This is a genomic window from Streptomyces inusitatus (genome assembly GCF_014651115.1).
GTDB lineage: Bacteria > Actinomycetota > Actinomycetes > Streptomycetales > Streptomycetaceae > Streptomyces > Streptomyces amakusaensis.
This window is the reverse complement of sequence record NZ_BMWG01000014.1, coordinates 73,926-96,712: the sequence shown is the minus strand read 5'-3', so window position 1 is coordinate 96,712 and position 22,787 is coordinate 73,926. Positions and strand designations below refer to the sequence as shown.

The following is a 22,787-nucleotide window of genomic DNA, read 5'->3' as shown; positions in this document are numbered from 1 at the left end:
GTATCCGTGTCACACGCCCGGACCGAGACTCAGTCCGGGCGTGTACCGGTTCACCCGGCCCTCGCGCACCCCGGGGTAGCCCGCCACGCGCTCCCACTCCTCGGTGGCCGCGCCGATCCCGAAGCCCGGGGACGCGAGGGCGGCGCGGTGGAGTTCGGCGCTCTCCCACTCGGCGTAGTTGAGCACCCGCCGGCCGTCGGCGCCGAGGTGGAAGGAGCCGGAGATCCCGGCCGTACGGGGGTCGCGCTCGCCGCCGCCGTCCGGCGCACCACCGCCGGGCGCGGTCGCCGGGTCCGAGGCCAGCGCGCTCAGAACGGTGTCCACCCAGCCCCGCTGCCGCTCCGGGTCCGGGCCCTCGAACTCGACCTCCACGATCACGACGCAGCCGGGCACCCGGGGGTCGTCCTCGCGGGAGGTGTGGCTGCGGTACAGCTCGTACGAGTCGAGCGCGAGCCGCCTGATCCCGGGGACGGCGGCGTCGATCTCGGCGTTCCTCCGATCCCGGGGGCCGTCGAAGAACCGCCGGTAGGCGTCCTCGTCGGCCCACTGCGAGTAGTGCAGCAGGGTCCGGCCGTCCTCGCCGAGGTGAACGGTGTACGAGAGCAGTCCGCCGTCCGGCCAGTCGCGGCCGAGCCAGGCCCGCCCGATCGCGTCCAGGGCGGCGCGCTGCCGCCCGGGGTCGCCCACATCCCAGGTGGAGACCTTGATGACGCCCGCGTCGGGGCGGCTCAGCTCGGGGCGGGCGCCGGGACGGACGATCACTGGCTCGGGCATGGCGGGGTCCCTCCGGTCGGGCGCGCCCCTGCGGCGCGCCACCGGCCACCAGCGTCAGACATCAAGTTCACTTGAGGTCAAGGGAGTCGATCCACCCTTCAGCATCGCTTGACCATGAGGGGAAGCAGAACTAAGTGGACCTTCACGGTTGGCAGGGCCGAGACTTCCGGTCATGACCACACCACGCCCCTTCGGCCGGGCGCTCTGCGCCATGATCACCCCCTTCGCCGCCGACGGCGGGCCGGACCTCGGGGCGGCGGCCCGGCACGCGGCCGGCCTGGTCGCCCGGGGCTGCGAGGGCCTGGTGCTCAACGGGACCACCGGCGAGTCCCCCACCACCTCCGACGCCGAGAAGTCCGCGCTGATCAGGGCGGTACGGGAGGCGGTCGGCCCGGGGGCGCCCCTGGTGGCGGGCGTGGGCAGCGCGGACACCCGCCACACGGTGGAGCTGGCCCGCGCGGCCGAACGCGCCGGGGCCGACGGGCTGCTGGTGGTCACCCCGTACTACAGCCGCCCGCCGCAGGCGGCGGTGGAGGCGCACTTCCGCACGGTGGCGGACGCGACCGGGCTGCCGCTGATGCTGTACGACATCCCGGGCCGCACCGGCACCCGGATCGAGGTGGAGACCGTGCTGCGGCTCGCGGACCACCCGCGCGTGGTGGCCGTCAAGGACTGCGCGTACGACCTGCTCGGCTCGGCCAAGGTGATCGGGCGCACCTCGCTGGCGTACTACTCCGGCTGCGAGGAACTGAATCTGCCGCTGTACGCGGTGGGCGGCGCGGGCTTCGTCAGTACGGTAGCCAATGTCGCCCCGGAGCCGCTGCGGGCGGTGCTCGACGCCTTCGACGCGGGCGACACGGCACGGGCGGCGGAGCTGAACCGGCTGGTGCTGCCGCTGACGGAGCTGATGATGGCGGCGGGGCTGCCGGGCGCGGTGACCGCGAAGGCGCTGCTGCGCGCGGGGCCGGTGCGGGCCCCGCTCCAGTCCGCCGGCCGGGAGGCGGCCGACGGACTGCTTCGGGCGTACGAGGAGCTGACGGCCCGGACAGGAGCCGACGGCTAGTTGTGGCTGTGGAGGACGTCGTTCAGTCCGCCCCAGACCGCGTTGTTCGGCCGCGCCTCGACCGCGCCCGTGACCGAGTTGCGGCGGAAGAGGATGTTGTTCGCGCCGGACAGCTCCCGCGCCTTGACGATCTCCCCGTCCGGCAGGGTGATCCGGGTGCCCGCGGTGACATAGAGACCGGCCTCGACCACGCACTCGTCGCCGAGCGCGATGCCGACTCCGGCCTCCGCGCCGATCAGGCAGCGCTCGCCGATCGAGATGATCACATTGCCGCCGCCGGAGAGGGTGCCCATCGTGGACGCGCCGCCGCCGATGTCGGAGCCGTCGCCGACGACCACACCGGCGGAGATCCGGCCCTCGACCATGGAGGTGCCGAGCGTGCCCGCGTTGAAGTTGACGAAGCCCTCGTGCATCACGGTGGTGCCCTCGGCCAGGTGCGCGCCGAGGCGGACCCGGTCGGCATCGGCGATGCGCACGCCCTTGGGCGCGACGTAGTCCGTCATCCGGGGGAACTTGTCGATGCTGGTCACGGCGAGGTGCAGACCCTCGGCGCGGGCGTTCAGCCGGACCGTCTCGATGTCGTCGACGGCCACCGGGCCGAGCGAGGTCCAGGCGACATTGGCGAGCAGCCCGAAGACGCCCTCCAGGCTCTGGCCGTGCGGGCGGACCAGCCGGTGCGAGAGCAGGTGGAGACGGAGGTAGGCGTCGTGCGCGTCGAGCGGCTTGTCGTCGAGCGAGGAGATGACCGTGCGCACGGCGACGACCTCGACGCCCCGGCGGGCGTCCGGGCCGATCGCCCGGGCCGCGCCCGCGCCCAGGAGTTCCGCGGCCCGCTCGGGAGTGAGCCGCTCGGTTCCGGCGGGACCCGGCTCGGCGGCGAGCTGGGGGGCGGGGAACCAGGTGTCGAGAACAGTGCCGTCGGCGGTGAGTGTCGCGAGGCCGGCGGCGACGGCGCCGTTGGTGCGGGGAGCGGTGGTATCGGTCATGGGGAGAACCTAACGCGGCGTCCGCCCCGGGAGCCAACCGGTCTCACGGCCGCCCGTCCCGGGCGGTCCCAGGCCCCAGGATCCGGGCCAGCATCTCCCTGGCGTACTCCTCGTCGTACGGGGTGTCCGTCAGCAGGACCTGGAGAGAGATCCCGTCGACCATCGCCACCAGCGCCCTCGCGGTGGCCGCGTCGGCGTGGGCGGCGAGGGCGTCCACGATGCCCTGGGTCCACTCGGCGGCGACGGGCCGCAGGGCGGGGCGGCGGAGGGCGGCGAGATACAGCTCGTACTCCAGCTCCACCCTGGCCCGGTCCCCCGCCAGCCACCGGCCCATCACCCGGGCCAGCTCGGCGGCGACATCGGCCCCCGGGGCGATGAGCGCCTCGCTGTCGACCACCGCCGCCGCGAAGTTCTCGTTGACCTGGCGCAGCGTGGCGTCCAGGAGTTCGTCCAGGGAGGCGAAGTGGTACGTGGTGGAGCCCAGCGGCACATCGGCCTCGGCGGCGGCGGTGCGATGGCTGAGCGCGTCGATCCCGCCGCGTCCGACGACCCGGACCGCGGCGTCGATGATGCGCTGTCGCCGGTCCGGGTCGTAGCGGCGGGTCATCAGTGCGCGCCTCCCATGTTCAGGACCACGACTCCGGCGATCACCAGGGCGATGCCGGCGAATTTGGCCGGGCTCGCCCCCTCGCCGAGGAAGAGCATGCCGATCGCGGCGACGGCGGCGGTGCCGACCCCCGCCCAGATGGCGTAGGCGGTGCCGACCGAGAGTGTCTTGAGTGTCTGCGCCAGCAGCGTGAAGGCGATCAGATAACCGGCGACGGTCAGCAGTGAGGGCCAGAGCCTGGTGAATCCCTCGCTGTACTTCATGGCCGTGGTTCCGGCTACCTCTGCCGCTATCGCCGCGGCGAGCAGTCCGTATCCCATGCGTACAAGTGCACACATGGTTGTGTACGGGCGTACGCATCAGTGCCGGGCGATCCGCCCGCGGCCGGTCAGCCACCAGAGGGCGGCGTAGCAGACGAGGGCCGCGGCGAAGGCCGCGCCGCCGCCGGTGGCGAGGACCGCGAGGGTGTTCTCCAGCGGGAGGCCGTGGGGGTTCTCGGCCGTGTGCCGGGACCAGCGCGCCAGCGCGCCGGCGAGGGTCGCGGCGGCAAGGGCCGCCGGTATCGAGCGGCGGGCCCAGCGGGGCAGACCGCCGCCGCCACCACCGTCACCGTCGGCGGGCGGGGCGGTGAGGGCGCTCCGGCGGCGCCAGAGCCAGAGCGTGATCAGGGCCGCGCCGACGGCGGTGCTGAGGTGCTGCGCCAGCCGGGCCACCGTCAGCCCGTCGGTCACCTCGGCGCGGAGGAGGGCGATCCGGACGACGGCCTCGCCGTCCCAGTGGGTGAAGGAGTCCCACACCAGATGGGTGGCCACGCCGATCAGCGCCGACAGCAGGAGCCAGGCCGCGCGGCGGGCCCAGGAGAGCGGATCACGGCCCCGGACCGGTGCTGCGGCGGCCCGGCGGTTCAGCAGGGCGGCCACGGGCCTCCGTACCAGCCAGTACAGCGCGAGCAGCGCGGCGGTCAGGGGAAGGTCCAGCCGGAGCGCTCCGGCGAGTTCATGGGTCTCGGTGGCGTTGGCGAACGGCGCGTACCAGGACTGGGCGGTCACCGGCACCGCCCCGCTCAGAAAGTACGGGACATCGGGGGCGAGGGATCCGGCGACCAGGGCGGCGGGCACGAACGGCGGCCTGAGCAGCGGCAGTACGGCGGCGGGGTGGCACAGCGTGAAGGGCATGGGCGGGTCGGACCTCGGAGTCGGGACGGGGAGCGGAAACGGCGGAACGGCCGCATCCACCAGGAGGTCCTGGCAGGTGCGGCCGTTCCACTCCGGCGCGGCCGGATCGCTCGAACGCCGATCGCTTCCGACGCCGATCGCTCAGACGTTGAAGCCCAGCGCCCTCAGCTGCTCGCGCCCATCGTCAGTGATCTTGTCCGGGCCCCACGGGGGCATCCAGACCCAGTTGATCTTCAGCTCATTGACGATGCCGTCCGTCGCCGACTTCGCCTGGTCCTCGATGACGTCCGTGAGCGGGCACGCCGCCGAGGTCAGGGTCATGTCCAGCGTCGCGACATTGGAGTCGTCGATGTGGATGCCGTAGATCAGCCCGAGGTTGACCACGTCGATCCCCAGCTCGGGGTCGACCACGTCGTAGAGGGCCTCGCGGACCTCTTCCTCCGAGGCCGGCTTCAGCGCCGCTCCCGTGTTCTCCGTCATGCCGTCTTCCTCTCAGCGCCGTCTCCCAGAGCCTGGGCGGTCGCGTCCTTCCACGCCATCCAGCTCAGCAGCGCGCACTTCACTCGCGCCGGGTACTTGGAGACGCCGGCGAACGCGACCGCGTCCTCCAGCACCTCCTCCATCGCGTCGTCGGGCTCGATCTGGCCCCGGGACTGCATCAGCTCCAGGAAGGTCGCCTGGATCTTCTGCGCCTCGGCCAGCTCCTTGCCGACCAGCAGCTCATTCAGCACGGACGCGCTGGCCTGGCTGATGGAACAGCCCTGGCCGTCGTAGGACACGTCCGCGACGCGCGAGCCGTCGTACTTCACACGCAGGGTGATCTCGTCGCCGCACGTGGGATTCACATGGTGCACCTCGGCGTCGCCGTCCCGCAGACCGCGCCCGTGAGGGTGCTTGTAGTGGTCGAGGATGACGTCCTGGTACATCGAATCAAGCTTCACAGTGGCTCCGCTCTACCCGAAGAATTGACGGACGTGCTCCAGCCCGTCGACCAGTGCGTCAACCTCACCGGGCGTGGAGTACAGATAGAACGACGCCCGTGTGGTCGCAGGAATTCCGTACCGCAGACAGACCGGCCGCGCGCAGTGGTGGCCGACCCGGACCGCGATGCCCTGTTCGTCCAGCACCTGGCCCACGTCGTGCGGGTGGATGTCGCCGAGCGTGAAGGAGACCGTGGCGCCCCGGTCCTCGGCCGAGACCGGGCCGATGATCCGCAGGTCGGGCACCTCCAGGAGGCGCTTGACCGCGTACTCGGTGATCGCGTGCTCATGAGCGGCGATCTTCTCCATGCCGATGGCGTTCAGATAGTCCACCGCCGCGCCGAGGCCCACGGCCTGGGCGATCGGCGGCGTACCGGCCTCGAACTTGTGCGGCGCGGGCGCGTAGGTGGAGGAGTTCATCGAAACGGTCTCGATCATCTCGCCGCCGCCGAGGAACGGCGGGAGGTCCTCCAGCAGCTCCTGGCGGCCCCACAGCACGCCGATGCCGGTCGGACCGCACATCTTGTGGCCGGTGAAGGCCACGAAGTCCGCCTGGAGGGCCTGCACGTCCAGCGGGGCGTGCGGGGCCGCCTGGGAGGCGTCGATCAGGACCAGCGCGCCGACCTGCTGAGCGCGGCGCACTATCGCCTCGACCGGGTTGACCGTGCCGAGGATGTTGGAGACCAGCACAAAGGAGACGATCTTCGTCTTCTCGGTGATGATCTCCTCGATGTTGGAGAGGTCGAGACGGCCGTCGTCGGTCAGGCCGAACCACTTCAGCTTCGCGCCGGTGCGCTGCGCGAGCAGCTGCCACGGAACGATGTTGGAGTGGTGCTCCATCTCGGTGATGACGATCTCGGTGTCGCGGTCCACCCGGTAGGGCTCATCGGCCCAGCCCAGCATGTTCGCGACGAGGTTCAGCGACTCCGAGGCGTTCTTGGTGAAGATCACCTCGTCGCGGCTGGGCGCGTTGATGAAGGCCGCGACCTTGTCCCGGGCGCCCTCGTACAGCGCGGTCGCCTCGTCGGCGAGGACATGGATGCCCCGGTGGACGTTGGCGTGGTGCTGCTCGTAGTAACCGCTGAGCGCGTCGATCACCTGGCGCGGCTTCTGCGAGCTGGCCGCGCTGTCCAGGTAGACGAGCTTCTTGTCACCGTGGATGACCCGGTCGAGGATCGGGAAGTCCTTGCGGATCGCCTCGGTGTCGAGGAGGCCGGTGAGCCCCTTCCGGGCATCGCTCACTGGGATACGCCACCCTTCACATAGGACTCGTAGCCCTCCGCCTCCAGCTTGTCCGCCAGCTCGGGGCCGCCGGACTCGGCGATGCGGCCGCCCGCGAAGACGTGCACGTGGTCGGGCTTGATGTAGCGGAGGATGCGCGTGTAGTGGGTGATCAGCAGGGTGCCGACCTCCCCGGACTCACGGACCCGGTTGACGCCCTCGGAGACGATCCGCAGCGCGTCGACGTCGAGGCCGGAGTCGGTCTCGTCCAGGATCGCGACCTTCGGCTTGAGCAGCTCCAGCTGAAGGATCTCGTGGCGCTTCTTCTCACCGCCGGAGAAGCCCTCGTTGACATTGCGCTCGGCGAAGGCCGGGTCCATGTTGAGGCGCTCCATGGCCTCGCGGACCTCCTTCACCCAGGTGCGCAGCTTGGGGGCCTCGCCGCGGATGGCGGTGGCGGAGGTGCGCAGGAAGTTGGAGACCGAGACACCCGGGACCTCGACCGGGTACTGCATGGCGAGGAAGAGGCCGGCGCGGGCGCGCTCGTCCACGCTCATCTCCAGGACGTCCTCGCCGTCCAGGGTCACCTGGCCACCGGTGATCGTGTACTTGGGGTGGCCGGCGAGCGAGTACGCCAGGGTCGACTTGCCGGAGCCGTTGGGGCCCATGATGGCGTGGGTCTCGCCCTGCTTCACGGTCAGGTCGACGCCCTTGAGGATCTCCCGGGGGCCGTTCTCGGCCTCGACGGAGACGTGCAGGTCGCGGATTTCAAGCGTTGCCATGGGTGACTCAGGACTCCTGGGTGACGGAGACGAGCACATCGTCCCCTTGGATCTGTACGGGGTATACGGGGACGGGGCGCGTCGCGGGCAGTCCGGACGGCTTGCCGGTGCGGAGGTCGAAGGCGGAGCCGTGCAGCCAGCACTCGATCTGGCAGTCCTCCACCTCGCCCTCCGACAGCGAGACATTGGCGTGCGAGCAGATGTCGTGGATCGCGAAGACTTCGCCCTCGGTGCGGACGACCGAGACGGGAACGCCGTCGAGTTCCACCCGCTTGGGGGTGTCCTCGTCCAGCTCGCTCAGGCCACAGGCACGGACGAAACTCATGCGACCGACGCCTCCAGCTCTTCCTCGATCTTGGCGAGGAGGCGCTCCTCGACGTCCGGCAGGCCGATCTGCTGGACCAGCTCGGCGAAGAAGCCGCGGACGACGAGGCGGCGGGCCTCCTGCTCCGGGATGCCGCGGGCCATCAGATAGAAGAGCTGCTCGTCGTCGAAGCGGCCGGTCGCGGAGGCGTGGCCGGCGCCGACGATCTCGCCGGTCTCGATCTCCAGGTTCGGCACCGAGTCGACCCGCGCGCCGTCGGTGAGGACGAGGTTGCGGTTCATCTCGTAGGTGTCGGTGCCCTCGGCGGTGACCCGGATGAGGACGTCGCCGATCCACACCGCGTGCGCGCCCTCGCCCTGGAGTGCGCCCTTGTACACGGCGTTCGACTTGTTGTGCGGGTTGTTGTGGTCGACCAGGAGGCGGTGCTCCTGGTGCTGGCCCTTGTCCGTGAAGTACAGACCGAACAGCTCGGCCTCGCCGCCGGTGGCCGCGTAGGCGACCCGGGGGTGCAGCCGGACCAGATCGCCGCCGAAGGTGACGACGACGGACTTGAAGGAGGCGTCCCGGCCGATCAGCGCGTTGTGCTGGGCGACGTGGACGGCCTTGTCGTCCCAGTCCTGGACGGAGACCACGGTGAGCTTCGCGCCGTCGCCGAGGAGGTAGTCGACATTGCCCGCGAGCACGGCGTCGCCGGTGTGGTCGATGACCACGACGGCTTCGGCGAACGCGCCCAGCTCGATCACCTGGTGGGCGAAGGCGACGCCGCCCTCGCCGTGCACCGCGATGCGGATCGGCTCGGTGAGGACGGTCTCCTTGGGCACGGTGACGACCGACGCCTGCTCGAAGGAGGTGTACGCCTGGGCCGCGACCCGGTCCACGGGGGTGCCGGCCCTGCCGAGGCGGGCGTCGTCGCGGCCGACGGTCTCGACGGTGACGCCCTCGGGCGCGTCGACGGCGACCTTGACGGTGCCGGTGGCGACGGCGGAGCCGTCGTGCAGACCGGCGAGGCGCTCCAGCGGGGTGAAGCGCCATTCCTCCTCACGGCCGTGCGGTACCGGGAAGTCGGCCACGTCGAAGGACGGGGGCGCACTCATACGGGTGGCGACGGTCGATTCGGCGGCCACCGCGATCGCGCCGGCGGTGGTGGATCCCGCCGGGATGTTCTGAGCCTCAGCCATGGCTGTCGTCGTGCTCTCTCTCTGCCTTCTGGGTCAAGAAATCAGTCGCTCGCGGGGCAGGCGTCGTCTCGCCCGCCCCGCCGGGGTACGGCCGGGTCAGCCGACCGAGCCCTCCATCTGGAGTTCGATCAGCCGGTTGAGCTCCAGCGCGTACTCCATCGGCAGTTCCTTGGCGATCGGCTCGACGAAGCCCCGGACGATCATCGCCATGGCCTCGAACTCGGTCAGGCCCCGGCTCATCAGATAGAAGAGCTGGTCCTCGGAGACCTTGGAGACGGTCGCCTCGTGGCCCATGGAGACATCGTCCTCGCGGACGTCGACATAGGGGTAGGTGTCCGAGCGGGAGATGGTGTCCACCAGCAGGGCGTCACAGAGCACATTGGACTTGGAGCCGGGCGCGCCCTCGCCGATCTCGATGAGACCGCGGTAGGAGGTCCGGCCGCCGCCTCGGGCCACCGACTTGGAGACGATGTTCGAGGAGGTGTTGGGGGCCATGTGGACCATCTTGGCGCCGGCGTCCTGGTGCTGGCCCTCGCCCGCGAAGGCGATGGACAGGGTCTCGCCGCGGGCGTGCTCGCCCATCAGGTAGACGGCCGGGTACTTCATGGTCACCTTGGAGCCGATGTTGCCGTCGACCCACTCCATGGTCGCGCCCTCGTAGGCGACGGCGCGCTTGGTGACCAGGTTGTAGACGTTGTTCGACCAGTTCTGGATCGTCGTGTAGCGGCAGCGGCCGCCCTTCTTGACGATGATCTCCACGACCGCGCTGTGCAGCGAGTCGGAGGAGTAGATCGGGGCGGTGCAGCCCTCGACGTAGTGGACGTAGGCGTCCTCGTCGACGATGATCAGCGTCCGCTCGAACTGGCCCATGTTCTCCGTGTTGATACGGAAGTAGGCCTGGAGCGGGATGTCCACCTGGACGCCCTTGGGCACGTAGATGAACGAGCCGCCGGACCAGACCGCGGTGTTCAGCGAGGCGAACTTGTTGTCGCCGACCGGGATGACCGTGCCGAAGTACTCCTGGAAGAGCTCGGGGTGCTCCTTCAGCGCGGTGTCGGTGTCGAGGAAGATGACGCCCTGCTCCTCCAGGTCCTCACGGATCTGGTGGTAGACGACCTCGGACTCGTACTGCGCGGCGACACCGGCGACCAGGCGCTGCTTCTCGGCCTCGGGGATGCCGAGCTTGTCGTAGGTGTTCTTGATGTCCTCGGGCAGGTCCTCCCAGGAGGCCGCCTGCTTCTCCGTGGAGCGGACGAAGTACTTGATGTTGTCGAAGTCGATGCCCGACAGGTCCGAGCCCCAGCTGGGCATGGGCTTCTTGTCGAACAGACGCAGGCCCTTGAGACGCAGCTTCAGCATCCACTCCGGCTCGTTCTTCTTCCCCGAGATGTCGCGGACGACTTCCTCGGAGAGACCGCGCTTGGCAGCGGCGCCTGCCGCGTCGGAGTCGGCCCAGCCGAATTCATACGTGCCCAGCCCCTCCAGTTCGGGGTGGGCGGTCTCCGTGGGGAGAGTCATGCGGGGTTCCTCCCGGCCGTGCTTGCAGATGCTGATGGTGTGGTGGTGCTGCGCGGAATGAACGTCGTGCACACTCCGTCGCCGTGGGCGATGGTGGCCAGACGCTGCACATGGGTCCCGAGCAGGCGGGAGAAGATCTCCGTCTCCGCCTCGCACAGCTGGGGGTACTGCTCGGCGACATGGGCGACCGGGCAGTGGTGCTGGCAGAGCTGCTCGCCCTGCTGGGGGGTGGGGGCGCTGCGCGCCGTAGCAGCGTACCCGTCCGCGCTCAGGGCCTTCGCCAGCGCTTCGGTGCGGTCCTCGGGGGCCGCCGCCTCCACCGCTTCGCGGTAGGGCCCGGCCTGGGTCTCGGCCCGATGCCGTGCAAAAGCGGCGACGGCTTCCTCGCCGGCCGCTCCCCCGCCCGCGGCGCGCTCGATCCAGCGGAGCGCGTCGACGGCGAGGGAGTCGTACGACTGGTCGAAGGCGTCCCGGCCGCAGGCGGTCAGGACGAAGACCTTGGCGGGCCTGCCTCGGGTGCGGGCTCCGTAGATCCGCTGCTCACGGGGTTCGACGATGTTCTCGGCGACGAGTGCGTCGAGGTGGCGGCGGACGGCCGCCTGGGTGAGCCCGAGACGGGCGGCGAGATCGGCCACGGTGGACGGGCCGTGGTCCAGTACGGACCGCGCGACTCGGTCGCGCGTCGAATGATCGGCGCGCGATCCGGTCGCGAGTTCCTCGTGAGAACCCTCGCCGACGTTTTTCACAACACCATTGTTGCGTAATTCATTGAGCAGTGACAACCGCCGCGCACCCCCTGGCGCGGTGCGCTTCGTCACTTAGGGTTACCTAAGGAGGGGTTCGGCTCAATGGCCCTCAGACCGGCTCTGAGCAGGTATTTTACCCGGATTTTCGACCCCGGGAGCCCAGCGGCGGCCCGCGCCCGGGGGTCGGGGATCACAGCGGAAAAGTCATCCGGACGATCCGTCGACTATCGGCCGTACGGCCCGTTTACACCCCTGCGGGGTCCAATAAAAGCCGCGCTCGGGGTCACCGGGGGCCGCGCTCCGAGCGCCCCGCGCGCCCGCCTAGACTTCCGGGCATGCGCAGCGAGCCCGTCGTACGGATCCGGGGCCTGGTCAAGCGGTACGGATCGAAGACCGCGGTCGACGGCCTCGATCTCGACATCGCCCAGGGCGAGGTCACCGCGGTCCTCGGCCCCAACGGAGCCGGCAAGACCACCACCGTCGAGATCTGCGAGGGCTACCGCCGCGCGGACGCCGGCACCGTGCGGGTCCTCGGACTCGACCCGGTCGCCGACGCGCCCCGGCTGCGCTCCCGGGTCGGGGTGATGCTCCAGTCCGGCGGCGTCTACTCCGGCGCGCGCGCCGAGGAGATGCTCCGCCACATGGCGAAGCTGCACGCCCACCCGCTGGATGTGGACGAGCTGATCGAGCGGCTCGGCCTGGAGAGCTGCGGCCGCACCGCCTACCGCAGGCTCTCCGGCGGACAGCAGCAGCGGCTCGCGCTGGCGATGGCCGTCGTCGGCCGCCCCGAGCTGGTCTTCCTGGACGAGCCGACCGCGGGACTCGACCCCCAGGCCCGCCGCGCCACCTGGGAGCTGGTGCGCGAACTGCGCGCCGACGGGGTCTCCACGATCCTGACCACCCACTTCATGGACGAGGCCGAGCAGCTCGCCGACGATGTCGCCATCCTCGACGCGGGCAAGGTGATCGCCCGGGGCACCCCGGAGGAGCTGTGCCGGGGCGGGGCGGAGAACACCCTGCGCTTCACCGGCCGGCCGGGGCTCGATGTGAACTCCCTGCTCAAGGCCCTCCCCGACGGCACCGAAGCGGCCGAGCCCACCCCCGGCACCTATCGGATAGCGGGCCGGGTGGACCCGCTGCTGCTCGCCACCGTCACCTCCTGGTGCGCGCAGCACGGAGTGATGCCGGAGGGCATCTCGGTCGAGCGCCACACCCTGGAAGACGTCTTCCTCGAACTGACCGGCAAGGAGCTGCGCCGATGAGCGCCGGTACGTACACCCCGAAGCCCGGGGCGGCTCCGCTGGGCCGCATGATCGCGGCGCAGACCGCGTTCGAGACGAGGATGCTGCTGCGCAACGGCGAACAGCTGCTGCTCACCGTCGTCATCCCGTCCCTGATCCTGGTGCTGTTCTCGACCGTCGACATCATCGACACCGGGGCCGGGGAGCCGGTCGACTTCCTCGCGCCGGGGGTGCTCGCTCTCGCCGTGATGTCCACCGCCTTCACCGGCCAGGCCATCGCGACCGGCTTCGAGCGGCGGTACGGGGTCCTCAAGCGGCTCGGCGCCTCGCCGCTGCCGCGCTGGGCGCTGATGTCCGCCAAGACACTGTCCGTGCTGGTCACCGAGTTGATCCAGATCGCCCTGCTGACGGCGATCGCCCTGTCGCTCGGCTGGTCGCCGAAGGGCGACCCCTTCTCGGTGCTGCTGCTGCTCGCCCTCGGCACCGCCGCCTTCAGCGGTCTGGGGCTGCTGATGGCCGGGACCCTGCGGGCCGAGGCGACGCTCGCCGCCGCCAATCTGGTCTTTCTGCTGCTGCTGGTGGGCGGCGGGGTGATGGTGCCGCTGGAGAAGTTCCCGGACGGGGTGGAGTCGGCCCTCGCGCTGCTGCCGATCTCCGCGCTCTCGGAAGGACTGCGCGAGGTGCTGAGCGAGGGCGCGGCGCTGCCCTGGCGCGAGCTGGGCATCCTCGCCGTCTGGGCGGTCCTCGGACTCGGCGCGGCGGGCCGCTTCTTCCGCTGGGAGTAACGGCCGCAGCCGCAGGGCGGCGCGCCGGGCCACGGCACGCCACCAGGGGAATCGCACCCCTAGTGAAAACATGCACAAGGCCCCGCCTACGATTGTTCCCGTGCTGACCCCCCTCGCTCTCATCGCCCGGCGCTGGACGCCCCGACCCGAGACGGTCCGGCGTGCCGCGCTCTCCGCCGTCCTGATGAGCGTGCTCATCATCGTCACCGGCGGGGCCGTCCGGCTGACCGGTTCGGGCCTCGGCTGCGACACCTGGCCCAAGTGCACGGACGACAGTCTCTTCGCCACGGCCGAGCAGGGGTGGCACGGCGCGATCGAGTTCGGCAACCGGATGCTGACCTATGTGCTGTCGGCGGCGGTCGGCTGGGCCATCATCGCGGCCCGCTCCACCAAGCCGCTGCGGCGCGGGCTGACCCGGCTCGGCTGGCTCCAGTTCTGGATCGTGGCGTCCAACGCGGTCCTGGGCGGCATCACCGTGTGGGCGGGGCTCAACCCCTGGACGGTGGCCGGGCACTTCCTGCTCGCCAATGGGCTGCTGACGGTCGCGGTGATCACCTGGCACCGGGCGGGCGAGGGCGACACGGAACCGCGTCCCCGGGTGCCGCGCCCGGTCCGCAGGCTCTCCTGGGCGATCGTGGCCGCCTCGGTGGCGCTGATCGCCCTGGGCACGGCGGTGACGGGCTCGGGCAAGCACGCGGGCGACAGCAGCGATGTGGAGCGCATGCCCTGGGACTGGGCCGCCGCCGCTCAGCTGCACGCCGCCGCCGCCTGGCTGGTCTGCGCGCTGGCGCTGGCGATGTGGCTGGTGCTGCGGGTGGTGGACGCGCCGGACGACATCCGGGCGCGCGCCCGTGAGCTGCTGATCGTGCTGCTGGCGCAGGGCGGGATCGGCTATCTCCAGTACTTCACCGGGGTCCCCGAGATCCTCGTCGGGGCCCATATGCTCGGCTCCGCGCTGATGTGGATCGCCGTGGTGCGCCTGGCCCTGAGTCTGCGGGAGCGCCCGCTGGCCGCGGTCACGGTGCCAGCCCCGGCCGGTCCCGTACTCTCCAACGTCTGAGGCTCGAAGCCCCGAAGAAGCGGATTCCGCGCCGGTGACGGCGCGGAATCCGCTTCTTTTATTACTTCTGTGTGGCGATTTCCCGGGGTGCGCTCAGCCGTTCGAGGGGCCGCCGAGCTGGATCCCGGCCATCCGGGACCACTCGTACGGCCCGGTGCGGACCTTGGCGGCGAACTCTCCGTCGAAGGACTCGTGGACGGTGACACCGGCCTTCTCCACCGCCGAGGCGGCGACGGCGTGGTCCGGGGCGACGAGGTCGCCCCAGGCGCCGTCCTCGCCGACGAGGACGATACGGGTGCCGGCCTGGCCGAGGTACGTGAGCTGGGCCTCGGCTCCGCCGTGGGCACGGGAGAAGGAGGCGATCTCCTTGGCGAGCCTGGCGGCCTTGCGCTCGGCATGCGGGGTAATGGGCATGAACCGGATGCTACTCATGAGTAAGCCCCCCGGCCAGAGGGCCGGGGGGCTTACTCGCGCGAGGTGGGCTACCGCAGGAAGGGATCCACGGCGACGGCCACGAAGAGCAGCGACACATAGGTGATGGACCAGTGGAACAGCCGCATCTCCTTGAGCTTGCCGCCGGTCACCCCGGACTTGGCACGGGCCTGGAGCGCGTGCGCCTCCCACAGCCACCAGCCGCCCGTCGCCAGGGCCACCGCGGTGTAGAACCAGCCGGTGTAGCCGAGGGGGGTGAGCAGCAGGGAGACGGCGACCATGACCCAGCTGTAGAGCACGATCTGGCGGGCCACCACCTTGTTGGAGGCGACCACCGGCAGCATGGGCACGCCCGCCCGGGCGTAGTCCTCCTTCACCTTCATCGACAGCGGCCAGTAGTGCGGCGGCGTCCAGAAGAAGATGACGAGGAAGAGGATGACCGCGGCCCAGGAGACCGAGTTGGTCACGGCCGACCAGCCGATGAGGACCGGCATACAGCCCGCGATACCGCCCCACACGATGTTCTGCGAGGTGCGCCGCTTCAGGATCATCGTATAGATCACGACGTAGAAGAGCAGCGCGCCGAGCGAGAGCCAGGCGGAGAGCCAGTTGACGAGCAGACCGAACCAGAGGGTGGAGACGACCGCGAGGGTGAGGCCGAAGACCAGGCCCTCCCGCGGCGAGACCATCCCGGTGACCAGCGGACGCTGCGACGTGCGGTCCATCAGCGCGTCGATGTCGCGGTCGATGTACATATTGAGCGCGTTGGCGCCGCCGGCCGAGAGATATCCGCCGAAGCAGGTGACCAGCACCAGCACCAGATCGGGCACCCCTTGGGCGGCGAGGAACATCACCGGCACCGTGGTGATCAGCAGCAGTTCGATGATCCGCGGCTTGGTCAGCGCCACGAATGCCTTGACGCGGGCCCCGAACGGCCGGTTGCCCGGGCTCGTCCCAAGCCCCCCCGCTGGACGGGATTCGACGGCCGTCACGTACACCCCTGACAGAGACTCCAGCAAGCCCCGGGGCGCATGAGGAGATGCCTGAAGGCCCGGATACGACTTGCGCGTACGACGACACTTTAGAGGCTGGGCATGCGTCGCCCCGCACGGGGGTGGGGTCGTGTTGAGCCGCCCGTCCGCCTACCCGCCCGCCGCAGCTTGGACAGGCCATAGCTCATGGCGCGGGTAGGCTCGACAGCGCCCGGTGCTTCCGTGTCACCGGGGCGTTACATGGAGACATGTGGAGAGGAGCCCTGACCCAGGGTGAGCACCAAGCCGACCACCACAGACCTCGACTGGACCGATCTGGACCAGCGGGCCGTCGATACCGCCCGAGTCCTGGCCATGGATTCCGTACAGAAGGTCGGCAACGGCCACCCCGGTACGGCCATGAGCCTCGCGCCCGCCGCCTATGTGCTGTTCCAGAAAGTGATGCGACACGACCCCGCGGACGCGGACTGGACCGGGCGCGACCGGTTCGTCCTCTCCGCCGGCCACTCGTCGCTCACCCTCTACATCCAGCTGTACCTGGCTGGGTTCGGGCTGGAGCTGGACGACCTCAAGGCGTTCCGGACCTGGGGCTCGAAGACTCCGGGGCACCCGGAGTACGGGCACACCGTGGGTGTCGAGACGACGACCGGGCCGCTGGGCCAGGGTGTCGCCAATGCCGTGGGCATGGCGATGGCCGCCCGCTACGAGCGCGGTCTGTTCGACCCGGACGCCGCGCCCGGCACCTCGCCGTTCGACCACACCATCTGGGCCATCGCCGGTGACGGCTGCCTCCAGGAGGGCATCTCCGCCGAGGCGTCCTCGCTGGCCGGGCACCAGAAGCTGGGCAACCTGGTGCTGCTGTGGGACGACAACCACATCTCGATCGAGGGCGACACGGAGACCGCGGTCTCCGAGGACACCCTGAAGCGTTACGAGGCGTACGGCTGGCACGTCCAGCGTGTCGAGCAGCAGGCCAACGGCGATCTGGACCCGGCGGGTCTGTACCGCGCGCTGAAGGCCGCGCAGGCCGAGACCGAGCGCCCCTCCTTCATCGCGGCGCGGTCGATCATCGCCTGGCCGGCCCCGCACGCGCAGAACACCGAGGCCGCGCACGGCTCGGCGCTGGGCGACGAGGAGGTCGCGGCCACCAAGCGGGTGCTGGGCTTCGACCCCGAGCAGTCCTTCGAGGTCTCCGCCGAGGTCATCGCGCACACGCGGGCCGCGCTTGACCGGGGCCGTGAGGCCAAGGGCGAGTGGGAGAAGACCTTCGCCGCCTGGCGCACCGCCAACCCGGAGCGCGCCGCCGAGTTCGACCGGATCCGCGCGGCCGAGCTGCCGGCCGGCTGGGAGGAGAAGCTCCCGGAGTTCGAGACCGGCAAGGGCGTCGCCACCCGCGCCGCCTCCGGCAAGGTCCTCCAGGCGCTGGGCGCGGTCGTGCCCGAGCTGTGGGGCGGCTCCGCCGACCTCGCGGGCTCGAACAACACGACGATCGACAAGACGTCCTCGTTCCTGCCGAAGGGCAACCCGCTGCCCGAGGCCGACCCGTACGGCCGCACGATCCACTACGGCATCCGCGAGCACTCGATGGCCGCCGTGATCAACGGCATCGCGCTGCACGGCAACACCCGTATCTACGGCGGCACCTTCCTGGTCTTCTCCGACTACATGCGCAACGCGGTGCGGCTCTCCGCGCTGATGCACCTGCCGGTGACCTATGTCTGGACGCACGACTCGATCGGTCTGGGCGAGGACGGTCCGACCCACCAGCCGGTGGAGCACCTGGCCTCGCTGCGCGCCATCCCGGGGCTGAACATCGTCCGTCCGGCCGATGCCAACGAGACCGCGATCGCCTGGCGCGAGATCCTGAAGCGGTACACGAAGGAATTCGGTGTGGGCGCTCCGCACGGTCTGGCGCTGACCCGTCAGGGCGTGCCGACGTACGAGCGCAACGAGGACGCCGCCCGCGGCGGTTATGTGCTGTTCGAGGCCGAGGGCGGCGCGCCCGAGGTGGTGCTGATCGGCACCGGCTCCGAGGTGCAGCTGGCCGTGGAGGCGCGCGAGCAGCTCCAGGCCGCCGGGGTGCCCACCCGGGTGGTCTCGATGCCTTCGGTGGAGTGGTTCGACGAGCAGGACCAGGAGTACCGGGACTCGGTGCTGCCCCCGGCCGTGCGTGCGCGGGTGGCGGTGGAGGCCGGTATCGGTCTGACCTGGCACCGTTTCGTGGGCGACGCCGGACGCATCGTCTCCCTGGAGCACTTCGGCGCTTCGGCGGACGGCAAGGTGCTGTTCCGTGAGTTCGGATTCACCGCGGACGCGGTAGCCGCCGCGGCACGGGAATCTCTGGAAGCCTCCGCGCGCTGACGCCGGTATACCGTTCTAAGCAGGAGTTGCCATTCTTATGACTGATGCACTGAAGCGCCTCTCCGACGAAGGCGTCGCGATCTGGCTGGACGACCTCTCGCGCAAGCGGATCACGTCCGGCAATCTGGCCGAGCTGATCGACCAGCAGCATGTGGTGGGTGTGACCACCAACCCGTCGATCTTCCAGAAGGCCATCAGCAGCGGTGACGGCTATGAGCAGCAGCTCACCGAGCTGGCCGCGCGCAAGGTGACCGTCGAGGAAGCCATTCGCATGATCACGACGGCGGACGTCCGCGACGCCGCCGACATTCTGCGGCCGGTCTTCGACGCCACGGAGGGCCAGGACGGCCGGGTCTCCATCGAGGTCGACCCGCGCCTGGCCCACAACACGGCGGCGACGGTGGCCGAGGCCAAGCAGCTGGCCTGGCTGGTGGACCGCCCCAATACCCTCATCAAGATCCCCGCCACCAAGGCGGGTCTGCCGGCGATCACCGAGGTCATCGGCCTCGGCATCAGCGTCAATGTGACGCTGATCTTCTCGCTGGAGCGCTACCGCGCGGTGATGGACGCCTATGTGGCGGGTCTGGAGAAGGCCAAGGACCGCGGTCTGGATCTCTCGAAGATCCATTCGGTGGCCTCCTTCTTCGTCTCCCGGGTGGACACCGAGATCGACGCGCGCATCGACGCGCTGGGCACGCCGGAGGCCAAGGCCGCGCGCGGCAAGGCCGGTCTGGCCAACGCCCGGCTGGCGTACGAGGCGTTCGAAGAGGTATTCGGATCCGAGCGCTGGGCGGAGCTGGACCGGGCGCGCGCCAACAAGCAGCGTCCGCTGTGGGCCTCGACCGGTGTGAAGGACAAGGCCTACAAGGACACTCTGTACGTGGACGACCTGGTCGCGCCCGGCACGGTGAACACCATGCCGGAGGCGACCCTGGAGGCCACCGCCGATCACGGGCAGATCATCGGCGACACGGTGCGCGGCACCTACGACGCCTCGCGCGCCGAGCTCGCGGCCGTGGAGGCCCTCGGCATCTCCTACGACCAGGTCGTCCAGCAGCTGGAGGACGAGGGCGTGGAGAAGTTCGAGTCCGCCTGGAACGACCTGCTCAAGTCGACCGAGGCGGAGCTGAAGCGCCTCGCCCCTTCGGAGGGCTGACCACCGTGTCCGGTATTGGCGACGCCAATCCACTCCGTGACGCCGCAGACCGACGGCTCCCGCGTATCGCGGGGCCGTCGGGCCTGGTCATCTTCGGTGTCACCGGCGATCTGTCGCGCAAGAAGCTGATGCCCGCCGTGTACGACCTGGCCAACCGCGGACTGCTGCCGCCGGGTTTCTCCCTGGTCGGGTTCGCCCGCCGGGAGTGGCAGGACGAGGACTTCGCGCAGGAGGTCCACGACGCCGTCAAGGCTCATGCCCGTACCCCCTTCCGTGAGGAGGTCTGGCAGCAGCTCAACCAGGGGATGCGTTTCGTCCAGGGCGACTTCGACGACGACGAGGCCTTCGAGACCCTGAAGAAGACCATCGCCGAGCTGGACCAGGCGCAGGGGACGGGGGGCAATTTCGCCTTCTACCTCTCCGTGCCGCCGAAGTTCTTCCCGCAGGTCGTCCAGCAGCTGAAGAAGCACGGGCTGGCCGATCAGCAGGAGAACTCCTGGCGACGGGCGGTCATCGAGAAGCCCTTCGGGCACGACCTGGCCTCCGCGGTGGAGCTCAATAAGGTGGTGCACGAGGTCTTTCCCTCGAACGAGGTCTTCCGGATCGACCACTATCTGGGCAAGGAGACCGTCCAGAACATTCTGGCGCTGCGGTTCGCCAACACCCTCTTCGAGCCGATCTGGAACCGGTCGTATGTCGACCACATCCAGATCACCATGGCCGAGGACATCGGCATCGGCGGCCGGGCCGGGTACTACGACGGCATCGGCGCGGCGCGTGATGTCATCCAGAACCACCTTCTCCAGCTGCTCGCGCTGACCGCGATGGAGGAGCCCGCCTCCTTCGACGCGGACGCGCTCGCGGCGGAGAAGACCAAGGTGCTGGGTGCCGTACGGCTGCCGAAGGACCTGGGCGAGAACACCGTGCGCGGGCAGTACGCGGCGGGGTGGCAGGGCGGCGAGAAGGCCGTCGGCTATCTCCAGGAGGACGGCATCGACCCCGCGTCGAAGACCGACACCTACGCGGCCGTGAAGCTGGAGATCGACAACCGGCGCTGGGCCGGGGTGCCGTTCTATCTCCGTACCGGCAAGCGGCTGGGCCGGCGGGTCACCGAGATCGCGGTGGTCTTCAAGCGCGCCCCGCACTCCCCCTTCGACCACACCGCCACCGAGGAGCTGGGGCAGAACGCCCTGGTCATCCGGGTCCAGCCGGACGAGGGCGTGACCCTGCGCTTCGGTTCCAAGGTCCCGGGCACCTCGATGGAGGTGCGCGACGTGTCGATGGACTTCGCCTACGGCGAGTCCTTCACCGAGTCCAGCCCGGAGGCGTACGAGCGGCTCATCCTCGATGTGCTGCTCGGCGACTCCAACCTCTTCCCCCGGGTCGAGGAGGTCGAGCTGTCCTGGAAGATCCTCGACCCGATCGAGCAGTTCTGGGAGAAGAACGGCAAGCCCGCGCAGTACGCGTCGGGGACGTGGGGTCCGGTCGAGGCGGACGAAATGCTCGCACGAGACGGACGGAGCTGGCGCCGGCCATGAAGATCGACCTTACGGACACCACATCCAGCAAGATCAACAAGGCGCTGGTGCAGGGGCGCAGGGCGATCGGCACCCCGGCCGTCGGCATGGTGCTGACCCTGGTCATCGTCACCGACGAGGAGAACGCGTACGACGCGCTCCGCGCCGCCAACGAGGCCTCCCGCGAGCACCCCTCGCGGACCCTCGTCGTCATCAAGCGCGTCTCGCGCACCCCCCGGGCCCGGGCGCAGGCGCGCCTGGACGCCGAGGTGCGCGTGGGCGCGGAGGCGGGCACCGGCGAAACGGTCATCCTGCGGCTGTACGGGGAGGTCACCGAGCACGCCCAGTCGGTGGTCCTGCCGCTGCTGCTGCCGGACGCCCCGGTCGTCGTCTGGTGGCCGGTGGCCGCCCCGCTCGACCCGGCCAAGGATCCGCTGGGCGCGCTGGCGCAGCGCAGGGTGACCGACACCTACGCCTCCGAGCAGCCGATCCAGGAGCTGTCCGCGCGCGCCGAGGCGTACACCCCCGGTGACACGGATCTCTCGTGGACCCGGATCACGCCCTGGCGTTCGATGCTCGCCGCCGCGCTCGACCAGGTGGTCTGCGAGGTCACCTCGGTGGAGGTGGAGGGCGAGGAGTTCAACCCGAGCGTGGAGCTGCTGGCCATGTGGCTGGCGGACCGGCTGGGGGTGCCGGTCGGCCGGGCGCTGTCCTCGGGTCCCGGGCTCACCGCCGTACGGATGGAGACCAGCGCCGGTCCGGTCGTGCTGGACCGGGCGGACGGTTCGCTGGCGAACCTCTCCATCCAGGGGCAGCCGGACCGGGCCGTCGCGCTGAAGCGGCGGGAGACCTCCGAGCTGATCGCGGAGGAGCTGCGCCGGCTGGACCCGGACGACACCTATGCCTCGGCCCTGCGGTACGGGGTCGACCGGCTGGGTGACGACGGGCCCTCGCAGTGGGTGGCCACCCCGGCCCCGGCGGCGAAGACTCCGGCCGCTCCGGCGGCGGCCGCGGCCGTGGCCGTGACCGCTCCGGAGGCTTCGAAGGCTTCGGAGGCTTCTGCCGAGAAGGCCCCGGCGGCGGCGAAGAAGGCACCCGCCAAGAAGGCGGCGGCCAAGTGAGCACTCCTCAGCTGGTCGTCCACCACGACAAGGAGCTGATGGCGCAGGCCGCCGCGGCCCGTCTGATCACCAGGATCGTCGACGCCCAGGCCGCGCGCGGCACGGCGTCGGTGGTGCTGACGGGCGGTCGCAACGGCAATGCCCTGCTGGCCGCGCTCGGGGCCGCACCGGCCCGGGACGCGATCGACTGGCAGCGCCTGGACCTGTGGTGGGGCGACGAGCGGTTCCTCCCCGAGGGGGACCCGGAGCGCAATGCGACCCAGGCCCGCGCGGCCCTGCTCGACAGCGTCCCGGTCGATCCGGCGCGGGTGCACGCGATGGCCCCGTCGGACGGCGTGTACGGCGCGGACGTGGAGGCGGCGGCCGCCGGGTACGCCGCCGAACTCGCCGCGGCGGCCGGCCCGGAGGGCCACGGTCCGGTGCCGACCTTCGATGTGCTGATGCTGGGCGTCGGCCCGGACACCCATGTCGCCTCGCTCTTCCCGGAGCTTCCGGCGGTACGGGAGACCGAGCGCACGGTGGTCGGCGTCCACGGGGCCCCGAAGCCCCCGCCGACGCGTATCTCGCTCACCCTCCCGGCCATCCGGGTGGCGCGTGAGGTGTGGCTGCTGGCGGCCGGCGAGGACAAGGCCGACGCCGTGGCGATGGCCCTCTCCGGCGCGGGCGAGATCCAGGCCCCGGCGGCGGGAGCGCGAGGCCGCGCCCGCACGCTGTGGCTGCTCGACTCCGCCGCCGCGGGCGGGCTGCCGCGCGCGCTGGGTCCCCCG

General features: G+C 70.5%; 24 protein-coding genes. 9 read left to right on the top strand and 15 right to left on the bottom strand.

Annotated features, from left to right (window positions below; genetic code table 11):
* Positions 1-9 precede the first annotated feature (9 nt).
* Complete coding sequence (locus tag IE247_RS21070) at positions 10-774, bottom strand: antibiotic biosynthesis monooxygenase (protein WP_190124764.1); 765 nt, start codon at positions 772-774, stop codon at positions 10-12.
* Positions 775-946: 172 nt separating this feature from the next.
* Between IE247_RS21070 and dapA the strand changes: the two genes are divergently transcribed.
* Positions 947-1,837, top strand: a complete 891-nt coding sequence (dapA, locus tag IE247_RS21065) for a 4-hydroxy-tetrahydrodipicolinate synthase (protein ID WP_190124763.1) — start codon at positions 947-949, stop codon at positions 1,835-1,837.
* Here dapA and dapD read toward each other — a convergent pair.
* The 12 genes from dapD to IE247_RS21005 form a co-directional block, all read right to left on the bottom strand.
* A complete protein-coding gene (gene dapD, locus IE247_RS21060; RefSeq protein ID WP_190124762.1) occupies positions 1,834-2,823 on the bottom strand; it encodes a 2,3,4,5-tetrahydropyridine-2,6-dicarboxylate N-succinyltransferase in 990 nt (329 codons plus the stop codon). The two genes, dapA and dapD, sit on opposite strands and share 4 nt — an antisense overlap.
* Before the next feature lie 43 nt (positions 2,824-2,866).
* Positions 2,867-3,430, bottom strand: a complete 564-nt coding sequence (locus IE247_RS21055) for a TetR/AcrR family transcriptional regulator (protein WP_190124761.1) — start codon at positions 3,428-3,430, stop codon at positions 2,867-2,869.
* Positions 3,430-3,750 (bottom strand): DMT family transporter, encoded by a 321-nt coding sequence (locus tag IE247_RS21050; RefSeq protein ID WP_190124760.1) that lies wholly within the window; start codon positions 3,748-3,750, stop codon positions 3,430-3,432. Before IE247_RS21050 ends, IE247_RS21055 begins: the two co-directional genes overlap by 1 nt.
* 39 nt (positions 3,751-3,789) lie before the next feature.
* Positions 3,790-4,605 (bottom strand): DUF4184 family protein, encoded by an 816-nt coding sequence (locus IE247_RS21045; RefSeq protein WP_190124759.1) that lies wholly within the window; start codon positions 4,603-4,605, stop codon positions 3,790-3,792.
* 141 nt (positions 4,606-4,746) lie between these two features.
* Positions 4,747-5,085 (bottom strand): metal-sulfur cluster assembly factor, encoded by a 339-nt coding sequence (locus IE247_RS21040; RefSeq protein ID WP_190124758.1) that lies wholly within the window; start codon positions 5,083-5,085, stop codon positions 4,747-4,749.
* Entirely contained in the window at positions 5,082-5,546 is a 465-nt protein-coding gene (gene sufU / locus IE247_RS21035; RefSeq protein WP_190124757.1) for a Fe-S cluster assembly sulfur transfer protein SufU, read from the bottom strand. Before sufU ends, IE247_RS21040 begins: the two co-directional genes overlap by 4 nt.
* Before the next feature lie 12 nt (positions 5,547-5,558).
* Positions 5,559-6,827: a cysteine desulfurase gene (locus tag IE247_RS21030; RefSeq protein ID WP_190124756.1), complete on the bottom strand. Its 1,269-nt coding sequence runs from the start codon at positions 6,825-6,827 to the stop codon at positions 5,559-5,561.
* Complete coding sequence (sufC, locus tag IE247_RS21025) at positions 6,824-7,588, bottom strand: Fe-S cluster assembly ATPase SufC (protein WP_190124755.1); 765 nt, start codon at positions 7,586-7,588, stop codon at positions 6,824-6,826. The genes IE247_RS21030 and sufC overlap by 4 nt, the downstream gene beginning before the upstream one ends.
* Positions 7,589-7,595: 7 nt before the next feature.
* Positions 7,596-7,913, bottom strand: a complete 318-nt coding sequence (locus IE247_RS21020; RefSeq protein WP_190124754.1) for a non-heme iron oxygenase ferredoxin subunit — start codon at positions 7,911-7,913, stop codon at positions 7,596-7,598.
* Positions 7,910-9,091 (bottom strand): Fe-S cluster assembly protein SufD, encoded by a 1,182-nt coding sequence (sufD, locus tag IE247_RS21015; protein ID WP_190124753.1) that lies wholly within the window; start codon positions 9,089-9,091, stop codon positions 7,910-7,912. Before sufD ends, IE247_RS21020 begins: the two co-directional genes overlap by 4 nt.
* 96 nt (positions 9,092-9,187) lie before the next feature.
* Positions 9,188-10,609, bottom strand: a complete 1,422-nt coding sequence (gene sufB, locus IE247_RS21010) for a Fe-S cluster assembly protein SufB (RefSeq protein WP_190124752.1) — start codon at positions 10,607-10,609, stop codon at positions 9,188-9,190.
* Positions 10,606-11,355: a helix-turn-helix transcriptional regulator gene (locus IE247_RS21005; protein ID WP_190124751.1), complete on the bottom strand. Its 750-nt coding sequence runs from the start codon at positions 11,353-11,355 to the stop codon at positions 10,606-10,608. The genes sufB and IE247_RS21005 overlap by 4 nt, the downstream gene beginning before the upstream one ends.
* Positions 11,356-11,690: 335 nt before the next feature.
* On the opposite strand from IE247_RS21005, the gene IE247_RS21000 reads away from it, so the two are divergent.
* The 3 genes from IE247_RS21000 (at position 11,691) to IE247_RS20990 (ending at position 14,441) form a co-directional block, all read left to right on the top strand.
* Entirely contained in the window at positions 11,691-12,617 is a 927-nt protein-coding gene (locus IE247_RS21000; protein WP_190124750.1) for an ABC transporter ATP-binding protein, read from the top strand.
* Positions 12,614-13,381 carry an ABC transporter permease gene (locus IE247_RS20995; protein WP_190124749.1) on the top strand — a complete coding sequence of 256 codons (768 nt, stop codon included), beginning with the start codon at positions 12,614-12,616 and terminating at the stop codon, positions 13,379-13,381. The genes IE247_RS21000 and IE247_RS20995 overlap by 4 nt, the downstream gene beginning before the upstream one ends.
* A gap of 70 nt (positions 13,382-13,451) precedes the next feature.
* Positions 13,452-14,441 carry a COX15/CtaA family protein gene (locus IE247_RS20990; protein WP_190124748.1) on the top strand — a complete coding sequence of 330 codons (990 nt, stop codon included), beginning with the start codon at positions 13,452-13,454 and terminating at the stop codon, positions 14,439-14,441.
* Positions 14,442-14,534: 93 nt separating this feature from the next.
* Here the strand turns inward: IE247_RS20990 and IE247_RS20985 are convergent, their stop codons facing one another.
* Both IE247_RS20985 and IE247_RS20980 read right to left on the bottom strand, forming a co-directional pair.
* The gene (locus IE247_RS20985) at positions 14,535-14,855 is read right to left on the bottom strand and encodes a hypothetical protein (RefSeq protein WP_190124747.1); all 321 of its coding nucleotides are present in this window, start codon (positions 14,853-14,855) and stop codon (positions 14,535-14,537) included.
* A 68-nt stretch (positions 14,856-14,923) separates the two neighbouring features.
* Positions 14,924-15,865 (bottom strand): heme o synthase, encoded by a 942-nt coding sequence (locus IE247_RS20980; protein WP_190124746.1) that lies wholly within the window; start codon positions 15,863-15,865, stop codon positions 14,924-14,926.
* Positions 15,866-16,138: 273 nt separating this feature from the next.
* Here IE247_RS20980 and tkt point away from each other — a divergent pair, with 273 nt between their 5' ends.
* From tkt to pgl, 5 genes are all read left to right on the top strand, one after another.
* Entirely contained in the window at positions 16,139-18,226 is a 2,088-nt protein-coding gene (gene tkt, locus IE247_RS20975; RefSeq protein WP_190124745.1) for a transketolase, read from the top strand.
* Between the two features lie 37 nt (positions 18,227-18,263).
* Positions 18,264-19,382, top strand: coding sequence for a transaldolase (gene tal, locus IE247_RS20970; protein WP_190124744.1), 1,119 nt, complete (start codon positions 18,264-18,266; stop codon positions 19,380-19,382).
* A gap of 14 nt (positions 19,383-19,396) precedes the next feature.
* Positions 19,397-20,920: a glucose-6-phosphate dehydrogenase gene (zwf, locus tag IE247_RS20965; protein WP_190124849.1), complete on the top strand. Its 1,524-nt coding sequence runs from the start codon at positions 19,397-19,399 to the stop codon at positions 20,918-20,920.
* Positions 20,917-22,020, top strand: a complete 1,104-nt coding sequence (gene opcA / locus IE247_RS20960; RefSeq protein ID WP_190124743.1) for a glucose-6-phosphate dehydrogenase assembly protein OpcA — start codon at positions 20,917-20,919, stop codon at positions 22,018-22,020. The genes zwf and opcA overlap by 4 nt, the downstream gene beginning before the upstream one ends.
* Positions 22,017-22,787, top strand: a 771-nt coding sequence (pgl, locus tag IE247_RS20955; RefSeq protein WP_190124848.1) for a 6-phosphogluconolactonase, incomplete at its 3' end; no start/stop codon positions are given. The genes opcA and pgl, both read left to right, overlap by 4 nt.